Origin of the sequence: uncultured Aquimarina sp. (assembly GCF_947492405.1) — a bacterium.
In the GTDB taxonomy this organism is placed as follows: Bacteria; Bacteroidota; Bacteroidia; order Flavobacteriales; family Flavobacteriaceae; genus Aquimarina.
Genome location: NZ_CANLMP010000011.1, coordinates 1 through 18,413 on the forward strand (window position 1 = coordinate 1; position 18,413 = coordinate 18,413).

The 18,413-nt window shown below is 32.6% G+C and carries 14 protein-coding genes and 1 other RNA gene; 9 read left to right on the forward strand and 6 right to left on the reverse strand.

The window, feature by feature from the left end:
* The 4 genes from Q0829_RS26280 to Q0829_RS26295 all read left to right on the forward strand — a co-directional run.
* On the forward strand, positions 1-2,298 hold a 2,298-nt coding region (locus Q0829_RS26280; protein ID WP_298548797.1), incomplete at its 5' end, for a gliding motility-associated C-terminal domain-containing protein.
* 68 nt (positions 2,299-2,366) lie between these two features.
* Positions 2,367-3,326: a type IX secretion system membrane protein PorP/SprF gene (locus Q0829_RS26285; protein WP_298548800.1), complete on the forward strand. Its 960-nt coding sequence runs from the start codon at positions 2,367-2,369 to the stop codon at positions 3,324-3,326.
* 87 nt (positions 3,327-3,413) lie between these two features.
* Positions 3,414-5,381, forward strand: a complete 1,968-nt coding sequence (locus tag Q0829_RS26290; RefSeq protein ID WP_298548802.1) for an OmpA family protein — start codon at positions 3,414-3,416, stop codon at positions 5,379-5,381.
* A gap of 442 nt (positions 5,382-5,823) precedes the next feature.
* On the forward strand, positions 5,824-6,507 hold the full coding sequence (locus Q0829_RS26295) for an RNA methyltransferase (protein ID WP_298548805.1): 684 nt from the start codon (positions 5,824-5,826) through the stop codon (positions 6,505-6,507).
* Between the two features lie 45 nt (positions 6,508-6,552).
* Here Q0829_RS26295 and Q0829_RS26300 read toward each other — a convergent pair whose 3' ends face one another.
* The gene (locus tag Q0829_RS26300) at positions 6,553-9,366 is read right to left on the reverse strand and encodes a CHAT domain-containing tetratricopeptide repeat protein (protein WP_298548807.1); all 2,814 of its coding nucleotides are present in this window, start codon (positions 9,364-9,366) and stop codon (positions 6,553-6,555) included.
* A 243-nt stretch (positions 9,367-9,609) separates the two neighbouring features.
* Between Q0829_RS26300 and Q0829_RS26305 the strand changes: the two genes are divergently transcribed.
* The gene (locus Q0829_RS26305) at positions 9,610-9,753 is read left to right on the forward strand and encodes a hypothetical protein (RefSeq protein ID WP_298548809.1); all 144 of its coding nucleotides are present in this window, start codon (positions 9,610-9,612) and stop codon (positions 9,751-9,753) included.
* 98 nt (positions 9,754-9,851) lie between these two features.
* On the opposite strand, the gene Q0829_RS26310 is transcribed toward Q0829_RS26305, so the two are convergent.
* Entirely contained in the window at positions 9,852-10,553 is a 702-nt protein-coding gene (locus Q0829_RS26310; protein ID WP_298548811.1) for a hypothetical protein, read from the reverse strand.
* A 139-nt stretch (positions 10,554-10,692) separates the two neighbouring features.
* On the opposite strand from Q0829_RS26310, the gene Q0829_RS26315 reads away from it, so the two are divergent.
* Complete coding sequence (locus Q0829_RS26315) at positions 10,693-11,058, forward strand: VOC family protein (protein WP_298548814.1); 366 nt, start codon at positions 10,693-10,695, stop codon at positions 11,056-11,058.
* Positions 11,059-11,233: 175 nt separating this feature from the next.
* Here the strand turns inward: Q0829_RS26315 and Q0829_RS26320 are convergent, their stop codons facing one another.
* The 3 genes from Q0829_RS26320 to Q0829_RS26330 all read right to left on the reverse strand — a co-directional run bounded on the left by Q0829_RS26320 (position 11,234) and on the right by Q0829_RS26330 (position 15,049).
* A complete protein-coding gene (locus tag Q0829_RS26320; RefSeq protein WP_298548817.1) occupies positions 11,234-11,998 on the reverse strand; it encodes a carboxypeptidase-like regulatory domain-containing protein in 765 nt (254 codons plus the stop codon).
* 114 nt (positions 11,999-12,112) lie between these two features.
* On the reverse strand, positions 12,113-13,882 hold the full coding sequence (locus tag Q0829_RS26325) for a DEAD/DEAH box helicase (RefSeq protein ID WP_298548819.1): 1,770 nt from the start codon (positions 13,880-13,882) through the stop codon (positions 12,113-12,115).
* 117 nt (positions 13,883-13,999) lie between these two features.
* The gene (locus Q0829_RS26330; protein ID WP_298548821.1) at positions 14,000-15,049 is read right to left on the reverse strand and encodes a glutaminyl-peptide cyclotransferase; all 1,050 of its coding nucleotides are present in this window, start codon (positions 15,047-15,049) and stop codon (positions 14,000-14,002) included.
* Positions 15,050-15,136: 87 nt separating this feature from the next.
* Here Q0829_RS26330 and ffs point away from each other — a divergent pair.
* The 3 genes from ffs to fsa all read left to right on the forward strand — a co-directional run bounded on the left by ffs (position 15,137) and on the right by fsa (position 16,977).
* Positions 15,137-15,235, forward strand: an RNA gene (ffs, locus tag Q0829_RS26335) — signal recognition particle sRNA small type.
* Between the two features lie 93 nt (positions 15,236-15,328).
* Positions 15,329-16,150: an SDR family oxidoreductase gene (locus tag Q0829_RS26340; RefSeq protein ID WP_298548824.1), complete on the forward strand. Its 822-nt coding sequence runs from the start codon at positions 15,329-15,331 to the stop codon at positions 16,148-16,150.
* Between the two features lie 173 nt (positions 16,151-16,323).
* Entirely contained in the window at positions 16,324-16,977 is a 654-nt protein-coding gene (gene fsa, locus Q0829_RS26345; protein ID WP_280929353.1) for a fructose-6-phosphate aldolase, read from the forward strand.
* A gap of 35 nt (positions 16,978-17,012) precedes the next feature.
* Here fsa and Q0829_RS26350 read toward each other — a convergent pair whose 3' ends face one another.
* Positions 17,013-18,401, reverse strand: a complete 1,389-nt coding sequence (locus Q0829_RS26350; protein WP_298548833.1) for a hypothetical protein — start codon at positions 18,399-18,401, stop codon at positions 17,013-17,015.
* Positions 18,402-18,413: the final 12 nt, after the last annotated feature.

The window sequence follows — 18,413 nt, forward strand, 5'->3', positions numbered from 1 at the left end:
GATACGATTACTAATACAGTTACCGGAGTTACTTTAGATCAAACAGATACTAATACTACTCCAGATGATCCAAGTGAGGATATCGTAGTAAATAATGATGCTGATTTAATTGTAAGTAAGACTGTAAATAATAATAGCCCTAGCGAAGGAGAAGTTATTACCTATACAATCACAGTTACTAATAATGGAGTGGCTCAGGCAACAAATCTAATGGTAAATGATCAACTCCCTGCAGGAGTGACATATATCAATGATATTCCATCGCAAGGTAATTATGCACCAGCATCAGGGAATTGGAATGTAGGTGTACTTGATAATGGTACTACTGCAACATTGGATATACAAGTAAGTGTTGATGCGGGAACTAGTGGTGATAGTATTACAAATATCATTGTTGTCACTTTAGATCAGGATGATCCAGATATAACCAATAATGATTTAGAAGAAACAATTACCGTTACTAATGTGGCAGATCTTGTAATTAGCAAGATAGTGGATAATGATAATCCTAATGAAGGAGATACGATTAATTATTCAATCATCGTAAGAAATGATGGTACAGAGCAAGCTACACAATTGACTGTGAACGATCTATTGCCAACAGGAATCACTTATGTATCAAACACACCAACAATAGGTAGTTATGATAATGTAACAGGGGATTGGGTAATAGGAACATTAGATGCTGGAGTTACCGCTATATTAACAATTACAGTAACTGTAGATACAGGAACTAGTGGTACTGCAATTAATAATGTGATAACTTTTACTATGGATCAAACAGATCCTGATAGCTCTAACAATGATCTAGAAGAAGAAATCAATGTAGTTGGAGAAATAGATCTTGTAGTTTCTAAGTCAATTGTAGAACCTGGACCTTATGTGTTAGGAGGTATTTATACATACAGTATTATAGTTGCTAATTCAGGCCCTGCACAGGCTACTAATGTGACAATAACCGATCAGTTACCAGCTGGTATTACATATGTGTCAGATACACCAGATCAAGGCATTTATGATAATACTACAGGAATTTGGACAATTGGAACAATTCCAGCAGATGATCTTCGAATGTTAACGATTAGTTTCTCTGTTGATCCAGGAACTGCAAATCAGAATATCACAAATTTAATCACTGATGTAACACTTGATCAAGTCGATCTTAATATTGTAGAGGATGATTTAGATGAAACCATCGTTATAGATGGAGATAATGATAATGATGGAATATCAGATAGTGTTGATATAGACGATGATAATGATGGAATTCTGGATGTTGTAGAAGGAACAGTAGATATGGATGGTGATGGTATTATAGATTCATTTGATCAGGATAGTGATAATGATGGAATCCCAGATAATGTAGAAGGACAAACTACAGATGGATATATCTCTCCTACTGGAAATGATAGTGATGGTGATGGATTGGATGATGCTTATGAAGGAACGGGAGATGAAGGAGTAACTCCAGAGGATACCGATGGCGATGGAACACCAGATTATTTGGATGAAGATAGTGATGGCGACGGTATTCCGGATGAAGTGGAAGGATTTGATTATGATAATGATGGAGTCCCAGATATCCTACCAATAGGAGAAGATGTAGATAATGATGGGTTAGATGATGCTTACGATGGAGATACAACCGGGTATGGAGATCCTAATGGAGATATAGTAGATGCAGATCCTGATACAGATTTAAATAATACTGATGAAGAAGGAGAACCTGATTATCGTGATACTGATGATGATGGAGATGGTGTAGATACAGTAGAAGAAAACTATGATGGAGATGAAGATCCTTCTGATACAGATACCGATGGAGATGGTATTCCTGATTATGTAGATACCGATGATGATGGAGATGGTATAGATACGGTAGATGAAAATCCAGATCCAAATGGAGATGGAAATCCTGATGATGCTATTGATACCGATGGAGATGGAGATCCCGATTATCTTGATACAAATGCTCCAATTGATCCTGATGCCGAAGATGGAATTGAAATCTTTACAGGTATCTCACCAAATGGAGATGGTATTAATGATGTATTTGTAATTAGAGGTATAGAAAACTTCGAGAATACTGTAGAAATCTATAATAGATGGGGAGTGAAAGTATACAGTACAGATAACTATGGTAGAGACGACAATTTCTTTAGAGGTATTTCTAATGGAAGAACCACAGTAGAGGCAAAAGATGAGTTACCAGTTGGCACATATTACTACGTTCTTGAATATACTCTAGAAACCGGAGAACGTAAAAATAGAGCAGGATACTTATATATCAACAAATAATCGATCAAAGTAAGATACCCGTTAGGCTTTCACTAACGGGTATAAATAAAAATATTAAACCAAAGCTGATGAAAAAAGCATACAGACTAATTATTACAGTACTATTCAGTTTCGCTTTCCAGCATAATATGCAGGCACAACAGGATGCTCAATATACCCAGTACATGTATAATACAATCAGTGTAAATCCTGCGTATGCAGGTAGCAGAGGAGTTATGAGTATTACAGGTTTGCATAGAAGTCAATGGGTAGGATTAGATGGAGCGCCACGTACACAGACTTTATCAATTAATACTCCAATTGGAGAAAACAATAGAGTAGGTCTAGGAGTATCCATTGTTAATGACGAAATTGGACCAACAGATGAAACTTATTTTGATATTGATTTTTCATACACAATCCCTACTTCGGATAATGGAAAATTAAGTTTCGGATTGAAAGCAGGAGGGCATCTGCTCAATGTAGACTTTCAGCGCTTAAGTCAGTTCGATATTGATGACCCTAATTTTGAAAATAATATCGACAATAAATTTAGTCCCAATGTCGGAATAGGTATTTATTACCATACAAATAAGTTTTATTTTGGATTAAGTGCTCCTAACTTATTAGAAACAGATCATTTTGATGAAGAGGCGACAGTAAATAGTAATAACTCCTCAACCTTTATTGCAGAAGAGCGTGTAAACTATTATCTGATCGCGGGTCATGTTTTTGATCTTAATGACAACCTAAAATTTAAACCAGCGGTATTAAGCAAATTAGTGTTTGGAGCACCATTACAAGTAGATATTTCCGCTAACTTCCTGTTATATGATAAATTAACATTAGGTGTTGGGTATAGATGGAGTGCTGCTTTTAGTGCTATGGCAGGTTTTCAGATCTCCGATTCCTTAATGATAGGATTTGCGTATGATAGAGAAACGACAGGATTAGGAAGGACTCAGTTTAATGATGGAAGTTATGAAGTAATGCTTCGATTTGAATTGTTTAGAAAATATAACAGAATGCTAACACCTAGGTTCTTCTAAAGAACATTCCTCAAGTTTTAAAATTGAGGTTTCAAAGACTGTCATTCCCGTGAAGACGGGAATCTAAAAAAAATAAAAAGATTAATTATGAAATTAAAAAAATACTTTGTAAATATATCTTTAGGCATCCTCATTTGCGGTGGTGCTATTGCGCAAGAAAAACGTTTAGAAAAAGCAGATGAAAATTTTGATAAATATGCTTTTGTAGATGCTCGTAAAATATATTTGGATGTAGCAAAAAGTGGATATGCTTCGGCAGATTTATTCAAAAAACTTGGGGATTCTTATTATTTTAATGCAGAATTAGAAGAATCCGTGAAATGGTATGAGGAACTGGTGAGTACTTATTCAGAAGAAATAGAATCTGAATATTTATTTAGGTATTCTCAGAGTTTAAAAAGTGTAAAGCGTTATAAAGAATCAGATAAGGTGATGGAAAAATTTAATACCGTTACCGGAAATGATCAACGAGCAGAATATTTTGTAAGTACTCGCGACTATCTTCGATTTATAGAAATGCAATCAGGAAAATATACGCTTAAAAGATTATACATCAATTCTAAATTTTCTGATTATGCACCGAGCTTTAATCATCAAGGACAAATGATTTTTGCCTCTTCCAGAGGAGGGGGAAGTTCCATTATAAAAACTGTACACGAATGGAACGAAATGCCATTTTTAGATTTGTATTCAGCGGATATTATCGGAAGAAGAAGTGCGCTAACAGAACCTAAAAAACTAAAAGGAAAGATAAATACACGATTTCACGAATCATCAACTTCTTTTAGTAAAGATGGACAAACAGTATATTTTACAAGAAATAATTTTACAAAAAAGAAACTGGGTTCCGATACTAATGGTACAATTCTGTTAAAATTATATCGAGCAACATTGGATGGAGAAAAATGGAAGGATATAGAAGAATTACCATTTAATAGTGAAGAATACTCTGTAGCACATCCAGCTTTGAGTCCGGATGGTAGAAGATTGTATTTTGCTAGTGATATGGAAGGTAGTAGAGGATTGTCAGATTTATATGTTGTAGATGTATATGAAGATGGTAGTTTTGGAGAACCCACAAATCTTGGGGATAAAATCAATACAGAAGGTAGAGAAACGTTCCCTTATATAAGTGATTCAGGAAGGCTATATTTTGCAAGTGATGGTCACGTAGGTCTAGGAGGACTTGATATATTTGTTGCTGTACCTGATGTAATAGGTTTTTCACAACCCTTTAACGTGGGGAAACCAGTAAATAGTTCAGAAGATGATTTTTCTTTTGTATTGAATGAAGATACTAGATTGGGGTATTTTTCTAGTAATCGTTATGGAGGAAAAGGAAATGACGATATATATAGTTTTAATCAAACAGATGATCTGATTACCACTTGTAGTCAATATGTAGAAGGTACCGTAACCGATGCTTATACCAGAGAAATTCTTTCAGGTACAGAAGTGTTATTATTAGATAGTAATAATCAAGAATTAGGGAGAACCATGACGGATACTCAAGGAAAATATAAGTTCCCTGTATCCTGTGAAGCATCATATATAGTAAGAGGAACAAAAACAAGTTATAGTCCTACAGAGGCGCCTTTGGAAACAAACACGGCATTAGAATATACACATCAACTACCATTGCAATTAGGAAAAGGTGGGTTAAGTGGGCAAGAGGTAAAACCAGGAGATGATCTGGCAAAAGTGTTAAACTTACAGATCATTTATTTTGACCTGGATAAATCTTTTATCAGATCAGATGCAGAGGTAGAATTACAAAAGATCATAGCAGTGATGAAAGAGTATCCGCAAATGAAAATAGACATACGTTCTCATACAGATAGTCGTTCTTCTGATGACTATAATATGTATTTAAGTGAGAGACGTGCTCAAAGTACTATAAAATATATTATAGAAAAAGGAGGTATCGATAGATCTAGACTTTCAGGAAGGGGTTATGGAGAATCTTCTTTAGTAAATCAATGTAAAAATGATGTAAACTGTAATGAACAAGAACATCAACAAAATAGAAGAAGTGAATTTATTTTATTAGAATAATTTGTAATCAAAATCAAACTCTCTTATCAATGAGTTTATAAAAATACTTAGGTAAAACCTATTGAGAAATGAACTAAAAAGTAATTAAATATGATTTGTTAATAGGAGCTGATTTAATTTCGAAAATGAAATGTGTTTTTTATTTTTATATGACGATGGGAATAAAAACGTTAAGCAACAAATTCTTACAATAATTTTCGACCTTATTTTAGTATAGACCTCTCTAAGCGTATGGGTAACGAAAGAGAGGTCTTCCTTATTTTACAGAAGTTTTATATTTTTTTATTATAAATAGAATTCTTAGCAATTTAATTGGCTAATAAGTATTATAAATACTTTTTAAAATCTAGATTTTAATATGCCTGAAAATTTTCATATTTGTGCGGTGTCAAAATAGCTTTTTTCCTTTCTAAATTACCAATGTTTACTATTTTAGCAGTCTATGATAGATCATAAATTATTAGCATATTTAGAATCTTTTCTTACACCTAGACGACAGAGTTTATATAAAAAAGTAATTGAGCAGCGCACCAATTATTTTACTGTAGCTGTAGAAGATGTATATCAATTGCATAATACCAGTGCAGTCATAAGAAGTTGTGATATTTTTGGTATTCAGAATGTACATGTAATAGAAGAAATTAATGCGAAGCGTATTGATCGCGAAATAGCTATGGGAGCTCAGAAATGGGTAGATATTAATAGATATACAACTACCAGAGAATGTATTGCTTCTCTAAAAAATGAAGGATATCAGATCGTGGCAACAACACCACATGATAATTCAGTGGAGCTAAAGGACTTTGACATTAGTAAACCTTCAGCATTTTTCTTTGGACAAGAACAAGAAGGATTAAGCGATGCTGTTCTAGATGCAGCAGATGTAAAATTGCATATTCCTATGGTTGGATTTACAGAAAGTCTGAATATTTCTGTTTCAGCTGCTATTATTTTACAGCATATTACCTCACTACTTAGAAATTCAGATATTGACTGGCAGTTATCCGAAGAAGAAAAACTAGAAAAAAGATTAGATTGGTCTAAAAAAGTGATTAAAAGTCACGAAAAAATTATTAAAAGGTATTTTGAGGAAAATAAGGATAGAACATCAAATGAGAAATCTTAATAAAAAGAGGTGAACGTAAATACTGTAATAGTAATAAAACAAAAATTATTTGATTAGTTTTTTCTTAAATACAAAAACACTTAGAAGTAATATAGAAATAAGGAAAATCCATAAGTATAAATAGTTGTTTGTGGTTATAGCGGTTGTTTCGCCACTGATGACAAAGCCTGCCCAGTAATATGGGTGTTTAAGAAGTACATCTGGGCTATTTTCTAAGTAATCCAATTTTGCATTGCGTAAAGCAAGGTCTTTATCTTCCCCTGATTTTAAATGTTGATAAAAATATTTCATCAGTTCGCTGGTAGAAGCATCATCTACTTGCCACAAACTCATTACCGTACTTTGAGCACCAGCATAGGCAAAGCTCCTAGCCAAACTTTGTACTCCATCCCCTTTTTTAATACTTCCAGTTCCTGTTTCACAAGCACTGAGAACTACCATTTCCGAAGAGAGATCCAGATTAAATATTTCATAAAGAAATAAACGGTTATTTACATCTTGTTGATCTTTAGCAAAGATTATTTGGGTATACAAGGGATTATCGGTATCCATATTTACATGAGTCGCTAAATGTATGATACGGGCATTATTTGCGTGGGTTAAAAAATTGTTTCGAGTTGCTTTTTCTTCCATATACACCTCGCTATTATAACTTTCGCTAATTTCATCAACTTCTTCTCTAGAAAATAATAATGGTGAAATTTTATCTCTTTTAATTCCAGACTCCCTGGTTTTATTCTTAATTTCAAATACAGGAGCGAATACTAATACATCATTTTTAGCTTTCCTTGTTTTAGAATGTAACAATTGCTGAATCGAAAAGTTATAGGATATACTTTTATCCATTAATAAAAAGGAATCATTATGAAGTAATATTTCAAAAGGAATAAAATTGATCCTATCATATGGCGAAATGATGATTTTTTTAGTTTTAATTATAGAAGCAATAGGATCATATAAAATTTTTGCTAGTCCTTTTGATTGTTCTTTATAGTTGTCAATATTTCTGTTTTTTAGAGAATTAATGAAACCAAGTATTTCTTGTTCTAGTTTCCCTTCAATACTTATTTGGTTATAAAAATATCCTTCTGGAGAAATTATGCAAATGAATAGATTGGATTTATCATAATAATAGGATATGAAAGTTTCTTCGTTATTAGATAGTTTTTTTCTAATTTCCTCGATCTGTATGGATGGCATAGAAAGTTGTAGATTGGCATATTCAGGATGATTTTTTTGATAGTAGACAGATAGAGAATCTAGTTGCTGAAAATTGTTATAAATACTATTGCTTATTGAGTCATTAATTTTATTTTTTGTAAGATAATTTTGCGCTAGTTCAATGTTCTCAATCAGTGTTTGTTCTTTTTTTTGTATTTCACTGGGAATCCGAAAATCCAATTTTGCTCTGTTTTTTACCAAGTGTAGATTTAAATTGTACGCTTTATTAAACTCCATAAAAGCTATTGCTTTGGCAAAATATTCAGGTTTTTGAGAACGGTTATATAGATCCAGAGCAATTTGTATGGAATAGCTGTTAAGGTATTCCAGATCGAAAACTGAATTTATACCTTTTCCAGTAATTCTAGAAGCTTTATCAATAAAGTCATAACTATATTCTGACCATTTCAATGCATTTTTTAAAGTGCTAGTATCTCCATTAGTTTTATAAGTTTCATAAAGTAATGCCGTTTTACAGGCAAGAAGCTGTACATAATGTTTGATTTCAGAATTCAAAAATTGAGTAGTTTTTTTGTTCTCTATAACTTCTTGAGGTAAAATTCGATCCAGAACATAAGATGCTTTTTCATAGTCCCGATTTTGCAAGTAAAAAGAAGTCGGCGGTGCCAACATATGCACGTGTTCTTTTGGAAAATCAAGACTGTCCATAAATTGAACCACCTGTTCATAATAGGATGTTGCTTGCTTTATATCTTTTTGGAGCACACTAATGGATGCATAATCGTTTAAGGTTTGCAATGTTTTTGATGGCCTATAAATCACCGCTTCTTTTGTTATATCGGCAATAGTATCTACCATTTTTTTGGCCTGATCATATTGTTTCGTCTGTTTATAATAGATAAAATAATAATGATAAATAGAAGTTAATACAGGTATTTTGAATAGCTTATCTAAGACTCCTTTTTGGTATAAGTCTAAAGAGGTATCTAGATAGGGTTTTGCTTCTTCTGGACGTTGAAGCTTGAGATATACTTCTGCAATATTCTTGTTAAGCGTTATACTTTCTTGTAAAAGTCTTTTTTTAGTAATCAGCCCTTCTTTTTCTTCCTTTTTAAATAATGTAAGTGTCTTTTGAAAATAAGCTAAAGCTTTTTCAAACATATTCATCCTTAAATATATTATCCCTATTGGCTTATGTGATGGTGTAATATATTTGCCTCGCTTTGTATTGATTTCCAAAACTCTTAAGAAGTGCTCTAAAGCATCTTCATACTTACCAAAATTTTGATAAAGATTTCCATAGCTATGATAAAAATAAGCCTTTATGCCTTCAGTCATAAAAGGAGATTCTTGTTCTCGCTCAATTATCATTTCAAAATTTTCCGCTAACTCATTAAAAGTGTATTTAAATTGTCTTCTCTGAACCTGATATCTATTCATGGCACACATCACCCATAGATTAGGCATTTTTTTTTCTTCTGTTACTAGAAAGAGAGAGTCAATAATGGGTAATGCTTTATCTAATTTAGTTTTATGGATATAACTTCTTACTTTGTTAAGTTCTTTTCTTATAGCCGATGAGTCTCTAATAAATTCCGGTGATCTATTTTGTGAAAAAGTATGATTAAATGAGGTACAAAGAATAACAATAATTAAAATGTAAAATTTTCTTTTCATTAGAACGCTAGACCTTATTTTTTGGTTAAATGTTTTTAGGAATGCCTCTAATTTACAAGTTTTGATTTTAATAAGCTTGGTATGCCGAAAATAGTGTGTTTTATAAGTTTTTTTTTATTAATTTTTTGGTTAACAATGGTTTACACGTAAAAGGTTAATGTGCTTAAATCAAAGGGTTTAAAAATTAATTCCCTATATTTGATAAAGACTAAACGTTTTAACTCCCTAAAAAACACCTTTGTCATGAGCAAAAAACAGTCACCTACCAACAAAGTAAAAATGCTTTTAAAGCAGGTAAAAACAGGCTTTAAATCCAATAAAACAGTAATGAACTATCCAACGGAAGTTGTTCATGATATTTTTCAAAAAAGAACAAGCACCTCTTAATTCTAAGCTAGAAAATTGATAAAAGTATATTTAAAAAAGAGTTAACCTTTCTTAAATATACCTTAAATTCTTGTATCCTAATCCTATATTAAGACTATCTATTTCTTGTTTAAGAATATGTTTTGGGTAAAATAATTGTTATAGTAATAATTTTCTTTTACTTCTATAACTCTAGAAAAGTTTTTATAATTCGAATCAGTGACTCTTAACTCCCAGAATCCTTTTGGTAACTGTAAAGCATATAACCCATTTTCTGATAGTGTAGAAAAATGTCTGATCCCATCTTGAAATACTTCAACTGATATGGGGTTCTGAATTTGTTGAAAAGTACTGTTATCTAAAACTTGACCCTTTACATTGTAAAAACTTTGCAATACCGGTTCTCTTTTTGATGTTTTAGAACCATTCCAGTTGTACCAGGTAGTAGTGTTATTCCAAATCCATTTTCCCGTAAAAGAATTGTTGTAATTAGGGTTGTTCATTTCAAAACGAATAACACCTTTTCTGTTCAATCGATAATTTTCAAAAGTCCCCTCAAAATATTCCTTACCATTGATATAATGGCGATACCCATAGATTACACCAATATTAGAATAATCTCCATAAATAAGCTCTCCGCGTTCTACAAGCCGTAAAGCACCATAGGTAGAGTTCCAGGTTCCGGTCCAGTCGATATTAGAATGAAGACTGTTTTTTTCGAGTAGAGCAGTGTCATCAATAAATAATCCATCATCTTCGTTAGAACAATTAATAAAAGATAGAGAAATAATAAATAAGCTAAATAGTTTTAATATTTTCATGGTTTGTATTAATTAAATTACGCCTATTAGTGTAAAACGAACCTTCGAGGTCAACATCAGAGCTAAATTTATCTCAATGTTTATTAAAGTATCTAAGTAAATTGTACATTAGAAGGTCTAATTTTTAAATAAGTGAATTATGGTTGTTTGGTTCGAAATTCCGGTTACAAATATGGATCGTGCGAAAGCTTTTTATGAAAAGGTTTTTGATATAGAAATTGGTATTCATAAAATGGACGGACTACAAATGGGGTGGTTTCCTAATAAAAATGAATCTGGTCTAGCTACAGGATCTTTAATTGATGCCGGAGAACATTATACACCTAGTAAAGATGGTGTGTTGGTTTATTTTTCTTGTGATGATGTTGCTAATGAAATAGGTAGAGTAGAAGCTGCAGGAGGAAAAGTAGTATCTGATAAGAAACAAATATCACCAGAGAGTGGATATATGGGATATTTTATAGATACAGAAGGTAATAGAATAGCATTACATTCCCAGAAATAAGAAGTATAGCAGGTCTGACTTAAAAATACTCAAATAACATATAGGTGCTTTTTTTTGGGCAAAAAAGACAATCTGATCATAGCAGCCTTAAACCAAGATTGAATTTTATTCTGAAGTCTAAATTAAAAATAATAAATTCTAGAGGGTAATTTTAAGTCGGAAAGGGGTTTTGATACTATTTTCTATCTAGCACTTTATATTCTTCATAGCAATCACTAATAGCATCTAGAATTTGTAGGTCATTAGCAAACTTTATAAAATCAACCGAGTAATTACAATTTCTAAGTATTTCGTCAATATCAAGCCGTTCTACTTGTAATAGTGCCATTAACGTGGCTCTGTCAAACTTCGTTTCCAAAAGATTTCTAATTTCGTCATCCTTCTTCATCTTTCTCAGTTTCCGTAACTCATTAGAACGTTTACTAAACATATTATAGAGAAAATCTGCAGGATTAAATATGGCTCCGAGTACTTTATTAACAGCTCCAGGTTGTCTGCTACCACCTTCATATCCTGAATTTAATCCAGAAATACTGTATCTATAATTGTTATATACTGGAATTTTTTTGGCATCAATTTCTAGGTATCCCGTCAGTTGTATATCTGCTACGACAACTTCCTCTAGTGCTATACCAAGTTCTGTCATTTTGATTTTTACGTCCCCAAATTTTTTCCAGTCATTGGTAACTCTTACTCTAAGAGGTTTATATCCTATATACGTAAAATAAAGAGTATCGTTTACTTTGGCTTTAATTTCAAAATCACCTTCTTTGTTGGTAATAGTACCTATTACCTGACTTAGGTTAACGACGTGAACATTTTGCAATTTGATATCGGTAGAGGCATTAAGTACTTTTCCGGATACTGTTTCTGATTCAGTTTCCTGAGCATATGTACCAATGCCTATAACAATTAGTATGTAAATTAATATTCTTCTCAAAAGTTTATTTTTAGTAGTAATTCTATATTAACTATTATATAAGACGACCAATTTATACGAACATAACATAAAAATCGAACCAAAAATCATATAGTTTAGTTAATTCAGAAAAAATTATCTACGATCACTACGTTTTCTTCGGTCCCTTCTTCCGCTACCACCGCGGTCACCACCATTATCATTATCACGACGGCCTTTTCCTCTTGGTTTAAAACCTTCGCTTCTACGTTTTCCTTTAAAACCACCTCCATTATTATCTCTTCTGCGTCTACCGCCACCTCTGCTGCGGCCAGAGTCTTTAGAGACTTCAACGTTTACCTTTCTTCCTTCTATTGTAAATTCTTCAAAAACAGCTAGGATATTGTCTTGATGTTCTGAATCCGTATTAAAGAATGAAAAACTTTCTTTTACATCTACACGGCTTACTCCATCTCTACCCAGACCTAAAGTTTCTTTCAGAAAATCTTTTAAAGTCATCCAGTCAAATCCATCTTTTTCACCTACATTAATAAAATAACGAGTGCTGCCATCTCTTCCTCTGGAACCATCTCCGCTATCTCTAGAGGCATTTAGATCCTTAGCTTTCTTATAGTAATTATGAAAACGAGAAAACTCTACAGAAAAGAACTTTTTAATAAGCTCTTCTTTGGTGAAATCTTCTAGTACTTCGTTAATAGATGGTAAATAACTATCAATTTCGTGATTAATTTCTGCTTTTGCAATATCATTGGCTAAATGAAACAACTGCACTTGGCAGATTTCTTCGCCACTCGGGATTTCTTTTTCTTCAAATTTCTTTTTGATAATTCGCTCTACGGACTTAATCTTCCTAAGTTCACTTTTAGAAACAATCACCATCGAAACACCATTTTTCCCAGCACGTCCGGTTCTTCCACTTCTGTGTGTATAGGTTTCGATCTCGTCAGGTAATTGATAGTTAATTACATGAGTAATATTATCTACATCAATACCACGCGCAGCCACATCAGTAGCGACTAACATCTGTATCTGGCGATTTCTAAAACTTTTCATAACCAGATCTCTCTGATTCTGACTAAGATCACCGTGTAAAGCGGCTGCATTATACCCATCTTCGATAAGGCTTTCCGCAACTTTTTGTGTGTCTCTTTTTGTACGACAAAATATTACAGAAAAAATATCTGGATTAGCATCAGCTAGTCGTTTTAAGGCAGCATAACGATCTCTAGAGTTAACCACATAATATTCGTGGGATACATTCTTAGAACCTGTGTTTTTATGACCTACAGTTATCTCGACTGGGTCATGCATAAAACGTTTAGCAATGGTAGAAACTTCTCTTGGCATTGTTGCAGAGAATAACCAGGTGCTTTTGTCTTCTGGCGTATGGGATAAGATAGAGGTGATATCTTCATAGAATCCCATGTTTAACATTTCATCAGCTTCATCAAGAACACAATAACCAATATTAGAGATGTCTACCATCTTACGGTTAATCATATCCTGCATACGTCCTGGTGTAGCTACAATAATCTGAGCACCACGCTTAATTTCTTTAGCCTGGTCATGAATACTGGCACCTCCATAGATTGCTACCGTACGTAATCCTTTACTAAACTTGGAGTAATTTTTTAATTCGTTGGTAATCTGCAGACATAGTTCACGTGTAGGGGATAATATTAATCCTTGTGTTATTCTACTTTCGTTATCTACTTTTTCTATTAGCGGAAAACCAAACGCAGCAGTTTTTCCGGTTCCGGTTTGTGCAAGTGCAACAATATCCGTCTCTTTATCAAGCAAAATAGGGATCGCCTTTTCCTGTACTTCACTAGGGGTTTCGAACCCCATTTCATTCACAGCCTTAATAATGGCTTCGCTGAGGCCTAATGCTTCAAATTTGTTCATATAAATAAAAATAAGCCGCAAAGGTACGGTTTATTATCTGTCTATAATAATAACGAAGTAGTTATTCTGATGTTACAAAACAATTAGTATTAATAGCGGACAAAACAACAATAAAAACTACTTAATGATCTCAATTTCAAAAAGTTTGTCCCAATTCTTGCCTGTAACAAATAACTGTTTGGTATCTTTTTTATAGGCAATACCGTTTAAAACATCTAGGTCCGAATGTTGGGTTACTTTTTCTCTTAGACCAGACAAATCGATAACGGCTTCTAGTCCTCCATTTTTAGGATTAATAACAGCAATTCCATCCTTTTGCCAAGTATTAGCATAAATTTTTCCCTCTATCCATTCTAACTCGTTAAATTTTGACTTTATCTTCTTATGGGTAGTGACTTCTATGTAAGACTTTTCTGTTAATGTATCCGGATCTAATATCCAGATTTTTTCAGTTCCATCACTCTTATAAATATGTTTGCCATCATTACATAACCCCCAACCTTCTTTACTTTTATTATAGGAAAAGTTTCCAGTTTTTTCCAAAGTATTCAGGTTATAAATAAACCCTTCTTTAGATTGCCAGGTTAATTGAATTATTTTGTCTTTAACGATGGTAATCCCTTCGGCAAAATATTTTTTGTCAATAGCTGTTTTAGCGATTACGTCACCGGTTTTATAATTCACTTTTCTTAAAGACGATAAACCGTTTTTTCCAGTACTTTCATACAGCGTATCTCCATTAAACTCTAAGCCTTGTGTAAAAGCATTTTGATCGTGAGGGTATTCTGCTATAATTTTATATTTATATAATTTAGGCGATACGTTATTTAGGAATGTAAGTTTTTTATAAACATCTTCTTCTTTACCATCATAGTATACGATAGCTTTAAGTAAGTGTTTACCTAATTTTTCTGTATCAATTTTTTCTTCTAAGGTATTATTGCTAGCAGATTTTAATTTTATAGTTCCTAAAAAGAATGTTACAGAGTCAATTTCGATTTTTTTGTTGTTAACGATACTCGCTTTTACCGTTTCTCCTAACTGAAATTTGGTTTTATTATCATCCGTTTTTATCGAAAAATACTTTTTTTTCGTATCGGCATTACTACCACAAGAAAAAATTAGACTGCATAAAGTTATGATGACGAAGAGGTTACGTTTGTTCATGATGTTGGTCAAATTTAGAGCAAGATATTTATTTTAATTGGGTTTAAAAAATCATTGTTTTATATACTAAAGATTGTATCTTTGCAGCGGCAAGTCCTACACAACTAGCTCCTGTTGAATCCTCCAGGGCGGGAACGCAGCAAAGGTAGACGGTTGTAGCAGTGTGATGTAGGTAGCTTGCCTTTTTTTGTGCCTTTTAGTTTCCTGTTTTCTTAGTTTTTAAGTTGATTTCGTAATTCTAAATTCATAATTCTAAATTCCGAATGTATATTTGCGGATATGGAAACAGAACAAAATTCTAAAATTGTTTTAATAACCGGAGGTTCCTCTGGTATAGGTAAGTCTATAGGAATATTTCTTGCGAATAAAGGGTATGTTGTATACGGAACTAGTAGAAACCCTTCGCGTTTTTCAGATTTTGATGCGTTTACCTTATTACAATTAGATGTTGCTGATAAAAATAGTATAGCGTCTACTGTGAATATTATTGAAGAAAAACACGGAAGATTAGATGTTTTGATTAATAATGCGGGAGCGGGAATTACTGGACCATTAGAAGAGATCCCTGAAGAGGAGATTATCCGAAATTTTACAACTAATTATTTTGGACCTATTAATGTAGCTAAAGCTGTTTTGCCATTAATGAGAAAACACAGAAGCGGTTTGATTATTAACATTACTTCGATAGCGGGATATATGGGGTTGCCGTACAGAGGAATTTATAGCGCTTCTAAAGCAGCTTTAGAAATGACTACTGAAGCGTGGAGAATGGAGTTGAAGTCATTTAATATAAATATGACCAATATAGCTCCTGGAGATTTTGCTACTAATATTGCAGCCGGTAGATATCACGCCCCTGTTATAGAAGGCTCTCCTTATGAGGCATCCTATGGTAAATCTTTGCAATTAATGGATGAACATGTAGATGAGGGTATGGATCCTGATAAGATGGCTAAAGCTGTTTACAGAGTCATAAAAAGTACTCAGCCTAAAGTGCATTATAAAGTAGGAGCGTTTATGCAAAAATTCTCTATTGCTTTAAAAAGAATTTTGCCGGATAAAGTATATGAGAAATTGCTAATGAATCATTATAAGTTGTAATTTTATCTCCTCGAAGGAGGGGATCCTATGAAATGTACTTATTAGATAAAGGGAAAACCTTGTGAAATATATAAAATTATGTATTTACGAAAGTAGAAAGATTATTCATAGCGACAACAATAATTTTTATATTCGCAATCTGAAAAATAAATCATAAATTTAAACACAACAATATGAAGTTTTTTATTGATACTGCTAACCTTGATCAGATTAAAGAAGCACAAGATCTAGGTGTACTTGATGGTGTTACTACAAATCCATCATTAATGGCTAAAGAAGGTATCACAGGGAAAGAAAATATTATAGAGCATTATAAGAAAATATGCGATATAGTAACTGGAGATGTAAGTGCCGAAGTAATTTCTACAGATTTCGAAGGGATTATTAAAGAAGGAGAAGAGCTGGCCAAACTTCATGATCAGATTATAGTAAAAGTTCCTATGATCAAAGAAGGTGTAAAAGCGATAAAGTACTTTAGTGATAAAGGTATAAAAACCAATTGTACATTAGTTTTTTCTGTTGGACAAGCACTATTAGCAGCAAAAGCCGGAGCAACCTATGTTTCTCCTTTTATAGGTAGATTAGATGATATTTCTACAGATGGGTTAAACTTGATCGCAGAGATTAGACTAGTGTATGATAACTATGGTTTTGATACAGAAATCTTAGCAGCTTCTGTAAGGCATACAATGCACGTTATTGATTGTGCGAAAATTGGTGCAGATGTTATGACAGGACCTCTTTCTTCTATAGAAGGATTGCTTAAACATCCATTAACAGATATCGGTTTAGCTAAATTCCTAGCAGATTATAAAAAAGGGAACTAAATATCCTTAAACATAAAATTTTAAAAAACTGTTCTTTAATCTAGAACAGTTTTTTGCTTTTCTAAGGCAGCCAGTCTACTATAACTCATTAATTGTTTTTCGAAAAAAGAAGAAAATAGATCCGCATTTGGATTTATGATTTTACCATCACGGTCAACAAGGATTACCTTATTAGTATAATGAATTACTAATTCATCAGAAGAGCATTTAGGAAATTTAAATTCATACTCTCGATCTAAATTATATTGATGCCTTTTTATAGTTTTTAGCCAGTTATCCGTTTGATCATCGTCTGTGTTAATCCCAATAAAATCAATCTCTGGATATATGTTACTTAGGTAATCAGTTTTTTTATGAGCCTTAATGTAGTGATCTTTTCTTTCTATAGACCAAAAATATAATGCAGTAACAGGCTTTTCAAAAAGAGCTGATAATTTGGTCATTTCTCCGTTTGAGGAGATAAGATCCTGATCAGGAATAATATTATTAGGTTTCAGCCTGGCTGTAGCTTTTGCCATTTTTATTAGTTCGGACTGAAACTTCTTATTACTACTGATGGATAAATAATGATTCAATACTTTTTGAGAAGTATAATCATTTTTGTTATCCAAAATAAAATTCGTTGTAATCCCGCGCAGTAGATTGTTTTTAATATAAGATTGATGAATCATACTATCCACAAGATCTAGTTTGTACATGGTGTATTCTACCTTACTCTTGGAAAAAGACTTTTGATTCATGTATTTTGTGTACGAAGAGTTCGTGAAATAATGATTCAGAAATCTATTGTAAGAGTATAATCTCATTAAATCATCATCATTAAAATCCCCTTGGTCTCTGTAATCAAAAAAATCTTTAGGGTATTCCTCAACAACATTAATATTCTTCATTCTAGAATATTGTTGCTTATATAAAAACATTTCATATCTGGAAAAGAAATCATATTCAAAACTAGATCTACAAATCTTTTTAGAAAGATCACTTAATTCATATTTGCTGGTAAGAGATTCAAATCTCTTTTCTCTTAATTCAAATAAAGAATCTTGTTCTTTTTTAAACTGTCTGGGAGTTTGCCTTATTCTTCTTTTTTCAAGAAATTCTCTTTCTATTTCATTTTCTAGAAACATATCGATTAGAAAGTTATTCTTTCTGGAACCTCTTCCTGTGAAAACTAAAGACTCATCAAATTCCAAAGTATTTAATCGTATTAAGATACTATCTCCTTTTTCTAATAGTACTAGCTGATATTCAGGATTATGTCTAAAAGAGTATAAACCTTCTTTAATGTCTTCAATTTTATGAAAGAATCGATTGTTTTTATCCAAATAGATGGTATCAGGATGTTTTTTGTCTTTAAAAAGAACAATGTAGTCTGTATTGGGATTTACAATTTCTCCGCCAAAGTAAATATAGTCATTAGTCATTTTTGTAGTAGA